Below are 15,199 nucleotides of genomic sequence, written 5' to 3'. Positions count from 1 at the left end.
CCTCAGCCTGGAGGCCCCAGTTTCGGGGGCGGCTGACGCGGGCCTTCTTTTCGACAATCACATGTGATCTGAGTCACTCTTCTGAAACATCCGGGCGCTGCCTGGCAAAAGACCCAGTGCGGCCGTGGGAACTTCACCGATCCAGCGACCGCGGTCCGAGGTCGTCCGTCCACCCGTCGGGGGTTTGCGCGCGTGGCTGTTGTTGCTCCGGTTCGTCAGCTGCTGCCGCCCGTACTGCCCGCCGCCGCGCCGCCGTGGCCCGGCAGGCGGCTCCGGATGCTGCTGCACGCCACCTGGATCACCGCGCTCGCCGTGGTGGCCGAACTGCGCGTCGGCCGGTTCGGCTTCCACCCGTCCGACCAGGGGTTCATCCTCGCGCAGAGCTGGCGGATCCTGCACGGGGAGATCCCGCACGCGGACATCGTCTCGGCGCGGCCGCTGGCTTCGGCGCTGCTGCACACCGTCGACTTCCTCGTGCCGGGGCCGTTGTTCGTGGTCTCGGGTGTGCTGTCGATGCTGGAGCTGACCCTGGCCACGGTGGCGCTCGCCGCGCTGGTCACCCGGCGCCCGGTGCTGACCTGGGGGCCCGGCTTCACCGCGCTGGTGGCCGGGGCCGCGCTGATGAACCTGAACGGCTTCCCGATGATGGCCTGGCACACCATCGACGGCATCGCGCTGATCGCGTGCGGCGCGTGGGCGCTGGACGCGGGCCTGCGCTCGGGCCGGGTGTGGCCGCGGCGGCTGGGGTTGTTCCTGTTCGGCGTCGCCGGGTTCGTCAAGCAGGGGTTCCTGGCCGGGATCGTGCTGGCGGCGGCGTGGTTGCTGCTGCACCCGGCGAGCCGGGCGGGTGCGCTGCGGACCTGGCGGTGGTGGTGGCGGACGGTGGTCGACCTGCTGGTGCTCGGCGCCTTCCCGCTCGCCTACGTCGCGGTGGTGTGGCTGGCCGACGGGTACGAGTCGATGTACGCGCAGGTGGCGACCGGGGTCCCGGCGTACGGGGAGCGGCTGGTCGCGTTCTGGGTGGACGAGTTCTTCTTCACCCCGCACGGTGTTCCGCTGCCGCACACGCCGGTCTTGTTGATCTTCCTGTTCGCGGGGATCGCCGGCCTGCTGGTCGTGGTGCGCCTGGTGAAGCGGTGGCCGATGGTGGACCGGGCGTTGGTGCTCGCGGGCACCGCGGCGGTGACGGCGGCGGTGTGGCAGGGCCTGTTCGGGTCGGAGCCGCGCTGGGCGGATGTGCTGTGGTGGTCGGCGGCCGCCGCGCTGGTGGTCGCCACGATCTCCCGTCGGCGCCTGCCGCCCGCGGCGCTGTTGGTGGTCGCGCTCGGGTACATGATCAGCTTGTCGTGGGGCGTGGACACGCCGTCGCTGCTGGCGGGCAGTCTCGGGCTGACCGCCGTCCTGTGCCTGGTCGAAGGCATGCCACCGGTGCCGTCGCCGGGTCGCGAGCTCACCGCGCTGGCCGGGGTGGTGGTGTTCGCGGCCGCCGGTACCGCCGTGGTGCAGCGCCACGACCGCGCCCCGTACCTCGACCTGCCGCGCGCCGCGCTCACCGAGGACCTGGGCACGGTCAACCCCGAAATGCGCGGCGTCATGACGAATCCGGCGACGCACCGGTACGTTTCCCAGCTCAATTCCTGCCTGCGGCAGTTCCCGGCGTCGAAGGTGGCCGTGCTGCCGGACAATCCGTTCGCCTATCCGGCGTTCAGCCTGCGCAACCCGTATCCGCTGGAATGGCCGCTGCCACTGGAACTGGTCGGCGACGGGCCGATGCGGATGATCATGCGCACCGAGGAGCTGAACCGCGAAGGGGACTACCTCGTGCTGTTCCAGACCGTGAAGCCGGAGACACTGGCGGCGGGCGGGAACGTACCGCGCTGGGTCACCCCGGACGCCCCGATCTTCGACCACGCGGACCTGGAGAACGACATCAGAGCCATCCTCACCGGTCAGCCCATCACCTGCGGCAGCTTCGTCGGCAAATGGTCTCCGGCGCGCTGAATGTCTTTTGTTGCGCCCTTTGCAATGGAATTCGCGGATTCCGCGCATTGCGCATTGTGCAATGGCGTTCGCATTCGCGGAAATGGGACTAGACTCGGGTGAATGCACGCCTGGTTGCGGGTCAAGGGCAGGGAGTTCCGGTCGCGGTTGCTGCTCGGCGCGGAACTCTACGATTCGGCGAAACTGATCGGGGAAGTGCTGGAGGCCGGCGGGTGCGACGTCTTCATCACCACGCTCGACCTCGGGTCGGGGCGGGCGGGGGTGGCGTTGTCGGAGCTGTCCCGGTTCGTCGACGTGGACACGTTCACCTGGGTCGGCACCACGTCGTTCGCGCGCAGTGGGGCGGAGGCGCTGAAGACCGCGCGGCTGCTGCACGAGTCGTTCGGCATCGAGATCGTCAAACTCGACGTCCGTGACGTGGCGAACCTGCCGGACGGCCCGGCCACGGTGACCGTCGCCGAGCAACTGCTCGCCGACGGGTTCGCCGTGCTGCCGCTGGTCGACGCCGATCCGGGCCTGGTCACCCGGCTCGCCGACGCGGGCTGCGCGGCGGTCCGGGTGGTGGCTTCGCCGGTCGGGAGTGGGCGCGGCATCGTCGACGAACACGCGTTGCTCTCGGTACTGGAGGTCGCGACCGTGCCGATCGTGGTCGAATGCGGCATCGGTTCGGTCGCGCACGCCGCCCGAGCCCTCGAACTCGGCGCCGACGCCGTCCTGGTCAACACCGCCGTCGCCACCGCCCGCGACCCGGCAGGCCTCGCCGCCGCCATGCGCCACGCCGTCCAAGCCGGCCGCCTCTCCGCCACCGCCCGCTAACCCACCCCCGCGCACCCGAGTTCCACGTTCAGGCACCCGAACCCCACGTTCAGGCACCCGAGTCCCACACTCGCGCCGCCGAGTCCCACGTTGGGGAAGCTGAATCCCACACTCGCGCCGCCGAGTCCCACGTTCAGGCAGCCGAACCCCCCGTTGGGACAGCCGAGTCCCACGTTCGGCGCCGCCGAGCCCCACTGGTGGGGGCCGAGCCCACACTCGCGCAGTCGAGTCCTGCATTCAGGAAGCCGAAACCCGCGCTCGTGCAGCCGAGTTGCACATTCGTGTGCCTGAGTGCTGCGTCCAGGCAGCCGAATCCCGCATTCGGAGCCAGGGCCGTGGCCGCGCTCGCCAGTGGCCGCCCGCGCCGAATGTGGATCTCGGGCCCGCGAATGTGGAGCTCGAGTGCCTGAGTGTGGAACTCGGCTGCCTGAACGTGGGACTCGGCTGCGGGAACGTGGAACTCGGTGGCGCGAGTGTGGAACTCGGCCGCGAACGTGGGGTTCGGCTGCCTGAACGTGGGGTTCGGGGTTAGTGGGGGGTGCGGTGGCGGAAGAGGTGGCCGGCTAGGGGGACGGCGACGAGGAGGATGCCGGTCCACCAGAGGACGGCGAGCCAGCCGTCGCCGGTGGTGGGGTGGCCGAGCAGGAGGGGGCGCACGGTGTCCATGACCAGGGTGATCGGCTGGTTCTCGGCCACCACCCGCAGCCAGCCCGGCAGGGTGTCCGTCGGCGCGAAGGCGCTGGAGACGTACGGCGCGAAGACCAGCATCACGCTCAGCCCGCTCGCACCCTCCACCGTCTTCGCCACCATGCCGAGGATCGCCGCCAGGAACGCCATCGCCACCGAGAACACCAGCATCAGCCCGGCCACCGCGAGCCAGCCGTCGAGGTCGGCGCGCGGGGTGAAGCCGACCAGCATGCCGACGCCGAGCATCACCAGCGTGGAGATCCCGTTGCGCACCACCGCCGCCGCCACGTGGCCGATGATCACCGCCGAGCTGTACACCGGCATCGACCGCAGCCGGTCGACGAAGCCCTCCGACAGGTCGGACCGCACGGCCGTGGCGGTGGAGGTCGAGTTCATCGACACGCTCAGCACGATCATGCCCGCGATCAGGTAGTCCGCGTAACCGGTGGAACCGGTGTCGATCGCGCCGCCGAACATGTACCGGAAGACCAGCAGGATCATCGCCGGCAGCAGGACCGCGACCACCACCTGCTCGGGGTTCCGCCCGATGTGCCGGATCGAGCGGCCGATCATCGTCCAGGAATCGCCCAGCGCCCAGCCCGCACGCACCGTGGTCATGCCGCACTCGCCTTCTCGCCGCCGCGGCGGCCGGTCACGCTGAGGAACACGTCGTCCAGCGTCGGTTTCTTCACCCGCAGGCTCGCCGGTTCCAGTCCGGCGCCGTCCAGTCGTTCCAGCAGCAGCCGCAGCTCCCGCACGCTGGAGATCCGCACCGAAAGCACCTCCGCCTGCGGCACGGCCAGTACCGCGCAGGCGCGGGCGGTGTCCGCCGGATCATCGAAGGCCAGCTCGGCCCGTTCGTCGCCGACCTTGGCTTTCAGCTCGTCGGCCGAGCCTTCGGCGATCACGTGCCCGTCGTCGAGCACGGCGATCCGGTCGGCCAGCTGGTCGGCCTCCTCCAGGTACTGCGTGGTGAGCAGGATCGTGGTGCCGCCGGTGAGCAGCTGCCGGATCGCCTCCCACATGGTGGTGCGGCTGCGCGGGTCGAGCCCGGTGGTCGGCTCGTCGAGGAACAGCACCGGCGGTGAGGTGATCAGGCTGGCCGCGAGGTCGAGCCGCCGGAACATGCCCCCGGAGTAGGTCTTCGCCGGGCGGTCCGCCGCCTCGGTCAACGAGAACTGCTCGAGCAGCTCGCCGGCGCGAGCCTTCGCGCCACGCCCGAGGTGCTGCAGCTTGCCCATCATGATCAGGTTCTCGCGGCCGGTGAGCAGTTTGTCCACCGCGGAGAACTGCCCGGTCAGCCCGATCGACCGCCGGACCTGCGCCGCCTGCCGCGCCACGTCCAGGCCCAGCACCGTGGCGCGCCCGGCGTCGGCGGGCAGCAGCGTGCTCAATATCCGCACCACGGTGGTCTTGCCCGCGCCGTTCGGGCCGAGCAACGCGAGCATCCGCCCGGGCTCGACCCGCAGGTCAACCCCGGTGAGCACGCGGTTGCCGGCGAACGACTTCACCAGCCCCTGCACTTCGATCATGTCCGTCCCCTCGAACTGTGTATCTCGTACACTCAATGGTGTAAGTGATACACAGTTCTAGGATGGCCGTCAAGCGCGATCGCGGGACGATGGGTGGGAGATGCCGAAGGACCAGGCCAGGCCGAGCAACCTCGAGCTGATGTGGGGGAGCCCCAAACGCACGGCCAGGGGACCCCGGCCCGGGCTCACGCTCGACGAGATCGTGCGCGCGGGTGTGCGGGTGGCCGACGCGGAGGGGCTGGACGCGCTGTCCATGCAGCGCGTCGCCGGCGAACTCGGCTACACCACGATGTCGCTCTACCGGTACGTCTCCGGGAAGGACCAGCTGGTCGCGCTGATGTCCGACAGCGCGATCGGCCCGCCGCCCGAACCGGGGGACGGTGACTGGCGCGCGGAGATCGAGGCGTGGGTCCGCGCGATGTGGGTCGGCTACCGCGAGCACCCGTGGCTGTTGTCGGTGAAGATCGAAGGCCCGCCGGCGGGGCCGCAGGGGCTGGCGTGGCTCGAAGCGGCGTTGCGCGCGCTCGAAGGATCGGGACTGGACACAGGTGAGCGGATCTCGGCGACGATGTTCCTCAACGCCGCCACGTTCAGCCTCGCGCGGTTGTCGATCGACCTCAAGCCGATGGAGGACTTCGCCACCGCGCTGACGCTCGGCGCGCGGACCGGGCGTTACCCGATCCTGGCCGGCATGCTCGCCGACGGCACCTTCGAGTCCGTCGGCGCGCCGCAGACCGAGTTCGCGCAGGAGATCCTGCCCGATCTGGAGTTCGGCCTGCGGCGCGTGCTCGAAGGCATCGACCAGTACGTCAGTGCGCGGAAGACCGCGCCCACAGGTTGATGTCGCCCTCCACCGCGTAGCGCTCGATCTCGGCGAGCTCGTCGTCGGTGAACACGAGGTTGTCCAGCGAGCCGACGTTCGCCTCCAGCTGGGCCACGCTGCTGGCGCCGATCAGCACCGAGGTGACGCGCGGGTCACGCAGCGCCCACGCCAGCGCGAGCTGGGCCAGGCTCTGGCCGCGCCGCTGGGCGACCTCGTTCAGCGCGCGGACCCGGGTGAGGTTCTCGTCGGTGAGCATGCCCTCGTTGAGCGCGCCGCCGGTGGCCGCGCGTGAGTCCTCGGGGATGCCGTTGAGGTAGCGATCGGTCAGCAACCCTTGCGCCAGCGGGGAGAACGCGATGCAGCCGGCGCCGACCGAGTCCAGAGTGGACAGCAGGTCCTGCTCCTCGATCCACCGGTTGAGCATCGAGTAGGACGGCTGGTGGATCAGCAGCGGGGTGCCGAGGTCACGCAGGATGCGGGCGGCCTCGACGGTCTTGGCCGAGGAGTACGACGAGATGCCGACGTACAGCGCGCGCCCGGAGCGCACGGCGGTGTCGAGCGCGCCGACCGTTTCCTCCAGCGGGGTGTCCGGGTCGAACCGGTGCGAGTAGAAGATGTCCACGTAGTCCAGCCCCATCCGCTCCAGGGACTGGTCCAGCGAGGCCAGCAGGTACTTGCGCGAGCCGAGGTTGCCGTACGGCCCCGGCCACATGTCGTACCCGGCCTTGGTGGAGATGACCAGTTCGTCCCGGTACGGGCGGAAGTCCTCGGCCAGCAGCCTGCCGAAGTTGCGCTCCGCGGAGCCGTAGGGCGGGCCGTAGTTGTTGGCCAGGTCGAAATGGGTGATGCCGAGGTCGAAGGCCCGGCGGCAGATGGCGCGCTGGGTCTCGAACGGCCGGTCGTGGCCGAAGTTGTGCCACAGGCCGAGCGAGACCGCGGGCAGGTGGAGCCCGCTGCGCCCGCTCCGCCGGTAAACCATGGAGTCGTACCTGTCGGCAGCCGCGATGTAAGTCACCGCCCGAGCCTACGGCCTCGCCCCCGATCCCGTGGACCGTCCACGATGGACTTCACGGCCGCCGTCGCAGCACCTCCAGCGTCCTCACCGCGCGTTCGTACTCCTGGCGCAGCGCCGTGCGGCGCTCGGTGATCCAGTCCTCACCGGGCATGCCGTCGAGGAAGTCGCCGCCGTAGGCCTCGACCGCGGTGCTCAGCCACTTCGCCGGGGCCAGGTCGGCGTCGCGCAGGGCGGCCCGGAACCGGTCGACGTCGAAGTCGCAGCCGAGTTCCCGGTTGAAGCGGTACCGCCCGTCCGCGTAGGTCACCCAGCCCGGCTGCCGCAGCGCCCGGCGCAGGTGGTGCAGCGTGGTGTGGAAGTTGTTGCGGACCTGGGCGGCGGTTGACCACGGCCACAGCGCGCGGGTGATCCGCTCCTTGGTGCAGTCGGTCTCGGTGAGCAGGAAGTACAGCAGCTCACGGGGTTTGGCGAAGGTCCAGTCGGCGGCCAGCAACGGTTCGGTGCCGAGGAACACCGCGGCCTGCCCGAGCGCGAAAACCCGCAGCGGCGGGTCGACCACCCGCGTGACGGCGTGCGCGGCGTGCTCGTCCAGCTCCGCGCGGATCACCTCTTCGGCCGTGCCACCGGACCACAGTTGCGCGAACCGCGGTCGTGGCACGGTCGCGCGCGCGGACGCCAGGGCCCGCTCGCGGGCCGGGCGTTCGACGGGCGGCACCCGGGCGCCGGTCAGCATCCGCAGCTCGGCGGCCGCCCCGAGCAGCCGGATCGCGTGCTCGGGCTCTCGCGACGCCAGAGCGACAGCGGCGAGCGCCTCCAGCACGCTGGCGACCCGCCAACGGGCGTTGAGCGCGTGGTGGTTGCGCAAGCTCGTGCGCAGCATCCGGCGTGCCGCCGTGGCGTCGCCCTCGTGCAGCGCGAGCAGGCCGAGCTGGCTGAGCGCCCACGCCTTGCCGTCCCGCCACGCCGTTTGATCGGCTTCGGCGAAGCTGCGCGAGAGCAGTTCGTGGGCCGATCCATGCTTACCGCGGTGGAGCGCGACCGCGCCCAGGCCGAGCAGGGCCCGCGACCGCGCGCGCTTCGCCCGCGGCTCGGGCTGCGCCTTCGCCAGGGCTTCCGCGCCGGCGCACACCATGCGCGCGGCACCGAAGTCACCACGCAACCAGGAGATCAAGCCGAGCTGGTTCAGCGATTCCGCGGTCCAGAGCGGGTCGGCCAGGCGCATCGCGAGCCGCCTGCTCTGCGTGTGCCGGGCGTACGCGGCCGCGTAGTCACCGAGTTCGAGAGCGGCGTCGCCGAGCGCTTCGAGCACGATCCCGGCGTTGCGGGCGTCACCGTGCCGCGCGCAGAGCGCCAGCGCCTCGGTCAGCACGTCGGCTGCCTGCTCGTGGGCACCCGACAAGCGCGCGGTGTCCCCGAGCGTCAGCAGGTGGTCCAAGCGGGCGCGATCCGGGCCGGGAACCGGGAGACCGGCGGCGACGGTCTCGTTGGCGAAGTACTCGCGCACCACCCGCAGCAGCCGGAACCGCGTCCGGCAGCGGACCACCAGCGCCGCGCCGGTCAGCCGGGCCATCGCGGCGGTGGGGTCCGGGCACCCGGCACCGGCCAGCTCCCGCACCGCGCGGATGGTGAACAGCCCGGGGAACACGGTCAGCCTGCTCAGGAGTTGCCGGTCGGCGGGGCTCAGGCGGACCACGGCGGCGGTGAGCACGCCACGCACCCCGGTCACCCGGTGGCGATCACCACCGGTGGCCACGGGTTGCCCGGTTACCGTCATCGGAAGCACCTCGTGCGGGATCGCTGGGTGATCTCCACCTTCTGCATCAGCGGGCTCGTCCGGTATCGGGGGATTCCCCCATCCGGCTTCCGCGGCACCGGGCGGTGGGTGACCATGAGGCCGTGGGTGATCGAACACCGCCGGCCGGCCGCGCGGCCGAGCTGGCGGTACTGGACCGGGTGCTGGCCAGCCGAAGACCGGCGGCGCTGGTGGTCACCGGCGAACCCGGGATCGGCAAGAGCGGCCTGCTCACCGAACTGGCCGCACGGGCCGTGCGGGCGGGTCCGGCGCTGGTGCTCCGCGGTGCCGCCACCGAGTTCGAGAAGCGCGAGCCGTTCGCGGTCTTCGTGCACGCCGTCGATCCGTTCCTCCGTTCACTGGGCGACGCGGAGCGCTCGGCCCTCGGTTCCGCCGCGGAGCTGTGGCCGGTGTTCCCCGCCTTCGGCCCGCCACCCGGCCGCGCGCCCGGGCGGGCGCGCACCCACCGGGCAGTATCCGCGTTGCTGACCCGGCTCGCCGGGCAACGGCCGGTGGTGCTGGTCCTCGACGACCTCCAGTGGGCCGACGGCGCGTCCATCGATCTGTTCGGCCACCTCGTGCGCCGGTTGCCGGACGGGCCGGTGCTGCTCGCCGGGGCGATGCACCCGGCCCGCGGCCCGGAGCGGCTGCGGCTGCTGCTCGACCTGGCGCGCCCGGACAGCGCCTTCGAGGAACTGCCGCTGGCGCCGTTGACCGTCGAGGAGGCCGCCGAGCTGCTGCCGGGCGCGGATCCGGCGACGGTGGCCGCGCTGCACCAGGAATCCGGCGGGAACCCGTTCTACCTCCGCGCCCTGGCCGAGGGGAACGGGACGGACGTGCCGCCGGTGATCCGCACGGCGGTGGCGGCGGAACTGCGGAGCCTGCCGTCGCGGGCGCGACTCGCCGCGTGGGCGGCGTCGGTGGCCGGGGAGCCGTTCGACCCCGGCCTGGCGGGGGAGATCGCCGAGTTGCCGTCCGGGAAGTTCCTGGCCGCGCTCGACGAACTGGTCGCCGCCGACCTGGTGCGCCCGGCTGAAACGCGATTCCGCTTCCGGCACCCGATCGTCCGCCGGGCGGTCTACCAGGTGGCGGGGCCGGGCTGGCGTCGCGCGGCACACGCCCGGGCGGCGGAGGTCCTCGCCGCCCGGGGTGCCGGGCTGCTCGCCAGGGCCGAACACGTCGAACGCAGTGCCGTGGCCGGTGATTTCGCGGCGGTCGACCTGCTGGCGGAGGTGGGGGACGCGGCGTCGCCCGCCGAAGCGGTGCGCTGGTTCGGTGCCGCGCTCGAACTCGTGCCGACCGGGGACGCGCACCGGCACCGGCGACAGGAGTTGCTGTCCCGCTTGACCGTTTGCGCGGGCATGGCGGGCAGGCTCGACGAGAGCAGGCAAGCGGCGGACGAACTGCTCACGTCGCTGCCGCACTCACCCGCGCGAACCGGACTCGTCGCCTTCCGGTCGTTCGTCGAATGCGCTTCGGGCGGGCACGAACGCGCGCGGGTGCTGGTGGACCGCGAACTCCGCGCGCTGCCACGGGAGTTGTCCGCCTGCCGGGCCGCGCTGCGGGTCGAACTGGCCGCCACGGCGTTCATCCGCGCCGACCACGCGGAACTGGAACGGCACGCGGGTGCCGCCTTGGCCACCACGGCCGCCACCGATCCGGTGCACGCCGGCGCGGCCGCGTTGCTCGCTCGTGGTCAGTACGCGCAGGGCCGGATCGCGGAGGCGGCGGCGACGCTGGACCGCGCGGCGGCGGGGGTCGACGCCATGACCGACGAGGTGCTGTCGTCCCGGCTCGGCGTGTGCCTGCCGCTGGCGCTCACCGAAGGCGAACTGGACCGGCCGCAGGACGCGGTCCGGCACGCGGGCCGGGGCATCGAACTGGCGCGTGCGTCCGGTCAGGTGCTGGTCACGCCCCTGTTGACGACCACGCGCGCGGCCGCGCACGCCCTGCGCGGCCGTCCCGTCGAAGCGCTCGACGACGCGACCGAGGCCTACGAACTGTGCCGCGCCAACGGGAGCCGGTACGGCGCGGCCATGGCGTTGTGCGTGAGCGGGCAGGTGCAGATCTGGCGTGGCCAGGTGAGCACCGCGGTCGCGTCCGCCGAAGAGGCGCTGGCGATGGGCCGGGAGGCGGGCGCGGCGGTACTGCTGGCGAGCGCGGGTGTCTGCTACGCGGAGGCACTGCACGCCGCCGGGCGTTTCGCCGACGTGGAGTCGGTGCTGCTGGAGACGACCGGGAACTTCGAGCTGGTGGACCGGCCGTGGTGGTCGCGGCTGTACCTGGTGCTGATCCGCGCGGCGTTGTCGCTGGGCGACCGGGAGAAGGCCGAAGACCTGCTCGGGCGCGCCCGCGAGGCCATGGACGGGATTCCGCTGGCGTCGCGCCAGGCGATCGTGCGTTACGCGGAGGCGTTGGTGCTGCTGGATTCGGGGAAGTTCCCCGCGGCCGCCGACGCCGCCTTCGAAGCGCTCGACTTCGCCGAGTCGGTGGACAGCCAGGTGCAGGCGGGGCAGGCGCGCATCGCCGCGGGACGGGCACTGGCCGCCAACGGCGACCGGGATCGCGGCCTGGCCGAACTGCTGCGGGCCGAGGGCGACATGGCGGCGCTGGGCGCCCAGCGCCTGCGCGACCACGCCGTGCGTGAGCTGCGCCGGTTCGGCCGCCGGGTGCCCCGCCCGGCGGCCGGCTCGGGCGCCACGCTGAGCCACCGCGAACACGAGATCGCGCACCTGGTGGCGGCCGGGCGCACCAACCGCGAGATCGCCGCGCAACTGGTGATCAGCGAGAAAACCGTGGAGACGCACGTGTCGCGGATCCTGCGGAAACTGCGGGTCCCCTCCCGCGCCGCCGTCGGCCGGGCATTATGACCGCCATGGCGCGCAAGGTGATCGACATCCGCTCCGAGTTCCCCGCCACGCCCGCGCAGCTCTACGCGGTGTTGCGTGACGGGGCCCGGTGGCCGGAGCTGACCCCGCTCGGCTCGTTCGAACTGCACCGGCCGGGTGAAGACGAGCCCGAAGGCGTCGGCGCGGTCCGCCTGTTCCGGACACCGCCGTTCGCCAGCTACGAGCGGATCGTCGAGCTGGTGCCCGATCGCCGGTTCGGCTACACCCTGCTGCGGGGTTTCCCGCTGCGGGACTACCGCGTCGACGTGGACCTGACGCCGGTCGGCGGTGGCACGGAAGTGCACTGGCACTGCGAGTTCACGCCGAAGATCCCCGGTACCGGCTGGTTCTTCCGGTGGTTCTTCGGCTCCGTCCACGCCAAGGTGGTCGCCGGGCTGGGCCGCGGCGCGACCGTCTAGGCGACCTGGGTCGCGATCCACTCGCGCAGGGTCACCGGCTCACGGCCGATCAGCTTGGTCAGCTCCGGCGACGGCAGGTCGAGGTCGCCGCCGGCGATCGCGCGGCCGGAGTCGACCAGCACCTCGATCAGCGGCTCCGGAAGACCGGCCGCGGTGAACTGCTCGACGGCCTGCTCGGCGGTGATCGCGGTGAAGGTGATCTCGCGGCCGGTGGCCTCGCTCAGCGCCGCCGCCCAGTCCGCGGCGGAGTAGGAAACCGGCGCGCCCAACTCGTAGACCGCGTTCTCGTGCCCGTCGCCTGCCAGTACCGCGGCGGCGGCTTCAGCGTACTCGGAGCGCGTCACCGGCGCGGTCCGGCCGTCGCCAGCCGAGCTGGCGACGGTGCCCGTGGCCAGCGCCGCGGCGATGGTGCCGAGGTCGTTCTCGAGGTACCAGTTGTTGCGCAGGATCGTGTAGGTCAGGCCGCTGGCCTTGACGAGCTCCTCGGTCGGCGCGTGGGTGCGGGCGAGCAGCATGCCGCTGGTGTCCGCCTTGGTCAGCGAGGTGTAGACGAGGTGGCGGACCCCGGCGCGCTTGGCCGCGTCGATGGCGTTGCGGTGCTGGGTGACGCGGTGGTCGGAGGCGTCGCCGGTGGAGATGAGCAGCAGCTTGTCCGCGCCCGCGAACGCCGCGTCGAGCGTTTCGGGCCGGTCGAAGTCACCGTGGCGCACGTCCACGCCCAGGTCCTGCGCCTTGGCCGGTTCGCGGACGCTCACCGCGACCTCGCTCTTGTCGACCCGCTTGAGCAGGTGCTCGACCACCAGTCGTCCGAGCTGGCCGTTGGCCCCGGTCACCACGATCGTCATGTTGTGCTCCCTAGTCCTGGATCGTCCTGTTCGCCGGGGTCAACCGCAGCGTGCGGCCAATGATTCCGTTCGGAGAGTAATGACTTTGAAGTCAGTGACTCTCTGTGGGAGAGTATTGGCATGACCTCCTTCCTGCCCGATCCGTACGACCGCGACTGCCCGACCCGGCAGCTGCTCGACCGCATCGGCGACCAGTGGACGGTGCTGATCGTCGGGACGCTCGGCGGGGGCCCGCTGCGGTTCACCGAGATCGGGCGGCGGGTGCAGGGGATCTCGCAGAAGATGCTCACCCAGACCCTGCGGGCCCTGGTCCGGGACGGAATCCTGCGGCGGCGCATGTACGCGGAGATCCCGCCGCGGGTCGAGTACGAGCTGACCGACCTGGGACGTGACCTGGCCGAACCGCTGTCGATGCTGGCCGAGTGGGCGAAGGCGCACATGGGACGGGTGCAGGAGGCCAGGGAGGCCTACGACCGGGCTTCCTGACCGGCGGGGCCGGAGGGCTCAGGGCAGCAGACCGGCTTCGTGGGCCAGCAGCCCGGCCTGGGTGCGGTTGCCGCAGTCCAGTTTCACCAGCATGCGAGAGACGTAGCTCTTCACCGTCGCCTCCGAGAGGTGGAGCCGCCTGGCGATGTCCGCGTTGGACAGCCCGGAACCCAGGCAGGTCAGCACCTGCACCTCCCGTTCCGACAGGGCCGTCAGCCGCTCGCGGGCGCGCTCGGTGCGCTGGTGGTCGTCGGCGGAGGCGGCGACCAGGCGCCGGGCGGCTTCCGGCGAGAGCACGGTGTGGCCGTCGGCGGCGACCCGGACCAGGCTGATCAGGTCCTCCGGCGGGGTCGACTTGACGAGGAAACCCGCCGCGCCCGCGCGCAGGGCACGGATCACGTAGCTGTCGGCGTCGAAGGTGGTCAGCGCGACCACGGCGGGCGGGTCCGACAGTTCGGCGATGCGCCCGATCGCGGTGAGGCCGTCGACGCCGGGCATGCGCAGGTCCATCAGCACCACGCGCGGCCGGTGGCGGATCACCGCTTCGACCGCCTCCGCGCCGTCACCCGCCGAACCGGCGACCTCGATGTCCGCGGCCGAGGACAGGATGGTGGTCAGGTGCGCGCACACCATCGGCTCGTCATCGACGACGACTACCCGGATCATCCCGTGATCTCTCTGCCGTGGGGACGTAGGCGGGCAGTATCGCACCGACCTCGAAGCCGCCGCCCGGGACCGGACCCGCCCGGAACGAGCCGCCGAGCAGTTCGACCCGCTGACGCAACCCGGCCAGCCCGGTCCCGGATCCGCTGCCCGCGAGCACCGGATCCGGCGCCTCCCCGGCCGGGCCGCTGGCCACGGCGATCCGGATCCCGTCGGCGCGGTACCGGATGCGGGCGTCGACGGTGGACCCCGGCGCGTGCTTGCGCACGTTCGTCAGCGCTTCCTGCACGATCCGGTGCGCGGTCCGGGAAATCGTCGGGGACAGCTGCGCCGGGTCGCCGTCGAGATCGAGCCGGACCGCGATGCCGACCGACTCGGATTCGGCGGCCAGTGCCTCCAGCGCGGCGACATCGGCCGCCGCGTCGGCCAGCTCGGCCGCCGGACGGTCCACTTCGGACTGCGGGGTGCGCAGCACGCCCACCAGGTCCCGCAGTTCGTCGAGCGCCCGGGTGCCCGCGGCGCGGATGTCCTCGGCGGCCGAGCGCACCGAATCGTCGGCGGAGCTGACCCCGAGCGCGCCGGCGTGCAGCACCATCAGGCTCAGCTGGTGGGTGACCACGTCGTGCATCTCCGAGGCCAGCCGCCGCCGTTCCTGCGCCCGCGCCTGCTCGGCCAGCAGGTGCTGTTCCCGTTCGGCGCGCTCGGCGCGGTCGCGCAACGACTGGAGCAGTTGCTTGCGCGCCTCCGCGTACAACACGATCATGGCCGGCAGCACCGTGCTGACCAGGCCGAACGGGGCGGTGTCCCACCTCGGTGTCCAGGCCCGCGTGGCGATCAGCGTGAGCACCGCGACCAGCGCCAGCGCCACCCGCCGGTCCAGCACGCGGATCATCGCGCCCACCAGGATCGGCGTGATCGTGGGCACGGTGGCCAGGGTGAGCGGTTCGGTCGGTGCCAGCAGGCCGGGTGCGAACAGGTCACCGGCCAGCATCGCCAGCGCCCCGGCCACGCCGAGGCCCACCACCGTGCGCGGGATCCGCCACACCACCAGCAGCGACAAGTCGAGCACCAGTTGGAGCACCAGCCCGGCGTGCGGCCCCGCCCAGCCGGTGGTCTTCGGCCCGGCCAGGTACAGCGTGAGGTCCAGGCACACGAACAGGAACGAGGTGATGGTCAGCGACACCACGTCGGCTTTGGTCAGGGGCGGCACCGGTCTCACCAGCTCACGGTAA

Annotated in this window: 13 protein-coding genes; 6 read left to right on the top strand and 7 right to left on the bottom strand. The window is 72.0% G+C overall.

What is annotated here, in order from left to right; genetic code table 11:
- The first annotated feature begins 192 nt into the window (after nucleotides 1-192).
- Both L3Q67_RS43505 and L3Q67_RS43500 read left to right on the top strand, forming a co-directional pair.
- Nucleotides 193-2,001 carry a hypothetical protein gene (locus L3Q67_RS43505; protein ID WP_499187221.1) on the top strand — a complete coding sequence of 603 codons (1,809 nt, stop codon included), beginning with the start codon at nucleotides 193-195 and terminating at the stop codon, nucleotides 1,999-2,001.
- Between the two features lie 102 nt (nucleotides 2,002-2,103).
- The gene (locus L3Q67_RS43500) at nucleotides 2,104-2,817 is read left to right on the top strand and encodes a beta/alpha barrel domain-containing protein (protein WP_499187220.1); all 714 of its coding nucleotides are present in this window, start codon (nucleotides 2,104-2,106) and stop codon (nucleotides 2,815-2,817) included.
- 528 nt (nucleotides 2,818-3,345) lie between these two features.
- On the opposite strand, the gene L3Q67_RS43495 is transcribed toward L3Q67_RS43500, so the two are convergent.
- Both L3Q67_RS43495 and L3Q67_RS43490 read right to left on the bottom strand, forming a co-directional pair.
- Entirely contained in the window at nucleotides 3,346-4,122 is a 777-nt protein-coding gene (locus L3Q67_RS43495) for an ABC transporter permease (RefSeq protein WP_499187219.1), read from the bottom strand.
- Nucleotides 4,119-5,036 carry a DrrA family ABC transporter ATP-binding protein gene (locus tag L3Q67_RS43490; protein ID WP_499187218.1) on the bottom strand — a complete coding sequence of 306 codons (918 nt, stop codon included), beginning with the start codon at nucleotides 5,034-5,036 and terminating at the stop codon, nucleotides 4,119-4,121. Before L3Q67_RS43490 ends, L3Q67_RS43495 begins: the two co-directional genes overlap by 4 nt.
- A 100-nt stretch (nucleotides 5,037-5,136) precedes the next feature.
- Between L3Q67_RS43490 and L3Q67_RS43485 the strand changes: the two genes are divergently transcribed.
- Nucleotides 5,137-5,877 (top strand): TetR/AcrR family transcriptional regulator, encoded by a 741-nt coding sequence (locus L3Q67_RS43485; RefSeq protein WP_499187217.1) that lies wholly within the window; start codon nucleotides 5,137-5,139, stop codon nucleotides 5,875-5,877.
- Here the strand turns inward: L3Q67_RS43485 and mgrA are convergent.
- Both mgrA and L3Q67_RS43475 read right to left on the bottom strand, forming a co-directional pair.
- On the bottom strand, nucleotides 5,846-6,838 hold the full coding sequence (gene mgrA / locus L3Q67_RS43480) for an L-glyceraldehyde 3-phosphate reductase (RefSeq protein WP_499191789.1): 993 nt from the start codon (nucleotides 6,836-6,838) through the stop codon (nucleotides 5,846-5,848). The genes L3Q67_RS43485 and mgrA overlap by 32 nt on opposite strands.
- Nucleotides 6,839-6,926: 88 nt before the next feature.
- A complete protein-coding gene (locus L3Q67_RS43475; RefSeq protein WP_499187216.1) occupies nucleotides 6,927-8,648 on the bottom strand; it encodes an AfsR/SARP family transcriptional regulator in 1,722 nt (573 codons plus the stop codon).
- Nucleotides 8,649-8,770: 122 nt separating this feature from the next.
- On the opposite strand from L3Q67_RS43475, the gene L3Q67_RS43470 reads away from it, so the two are divergent.
- Together L3Q67_RS43470 and L3Q67_RS43465 are read left to right on the top strand one after the other, a co-directional pair.
- A complete protein-coding gene (locus L3Q67_RS43470) occupies nucleotides 8,771-11,536 on the top strand; it encodes a helix-turn-helix transcriptional regulator (protein ID WP_499187215.1) in 2,766 nt (921 codons plus the stop codon).
- Nucleotides 11,537-11,541: 5 nt separating this feature from the next.
- On the top strand, nucleotides 11,542-11,973 hold the full coding sequence (locus L3Q67_RS43465) for an SRPBCC family protein (RefSeq protein WP_499187214.1): 432 nt from the start codon (nucleotides 11,542-11,544) through the stop codon (nucleotides 11,971-11,973).
- On the opposite strand, the gene L3Q67_RS43460 is transcribed toward L3Q67_RS43465, so the two are convergent.
- Nucleotides 11,970-12,818, bottom strand: coding sequence for an SDR family oxidoreductase (locus L3Q67_RS43460; RefSeq protein WP_499187213.1), 849 nt, complete (start codon nucleotides 12,816-12,818; stop codon nucleotides 11,970-11,972). The genes L3Q67_RS43465 and L3Q67_RS43460 overlap by 4 nt on opposite strands.
- Nucleotides 12,819-12,938: 120 nt before the next feature.
- Here L3Q67_RS43460 and L3Q67_RS43455 point away from each other — a divergent pair, with 120 nt between their 5' ends.
- On the top strand, nucleotides 12,939-13,304 hold the full coding sequence (locus L3Q67_RS43455) for a winged helix-turn-helix transcriptional regulator (RefSeq protein WP_499187212.1): 366 nt from the start codon (nucleotides 12,939-12,941) through the stop codon (nucleotides 13,302-13,304).
- A gap of 18 nt (nucleotides 13,305-13,322) precedes the next feature.
- On the opposite strand, the gene L3Q67_RS43450 is transcribed toward L3Q67_RS43455, so the two are convergent.
- Both L3Q67_RS43450 and L3Q67_RS43445 read right to left on the bottom strand, forming a co-directional pair.
- On the bottom strand, nucleotides 13,323-13,970 hold the full coding sequence (locus tag L3Q67_RS43450; protein WP_499187211.1) for a transcriptional regulator: 648 nt from the start codon (nucleotides 13,968-13,970) through the stop codon (nucleotides 13,323-13,325).
- Entirely contained in the window at nucleotides 13,945-15,186 is a 1,242-nt protein-coding gene (locus L3Q67_RS43445) for a sensor histidine kinase (RefSeq protein ID WP_499187210.1), read from the bottom strand. The genes L3Q67_RS43450 and L3Q67_RS43445 overlap by 26 nt, the downstream gene beginning before the upstream one ends.
- Nucleotides 15,187-15,199 lie beyond the last annotated feature (13 nt).

The organism is Saccharothrix sp. AJ9571, assembly GCF_021725495.1.
Lineage (GTDB): Bacteria > Actinomycetota > Actinomycetes > Mycobacteriales > Pseudonocardiaceae > Amycolatopsis > Amycolatopsis magusensis.
Note: the sequence above shows the minus strand (reverse complement) of the source record. Positions and strands in the feature narration are given on the sequence as shown.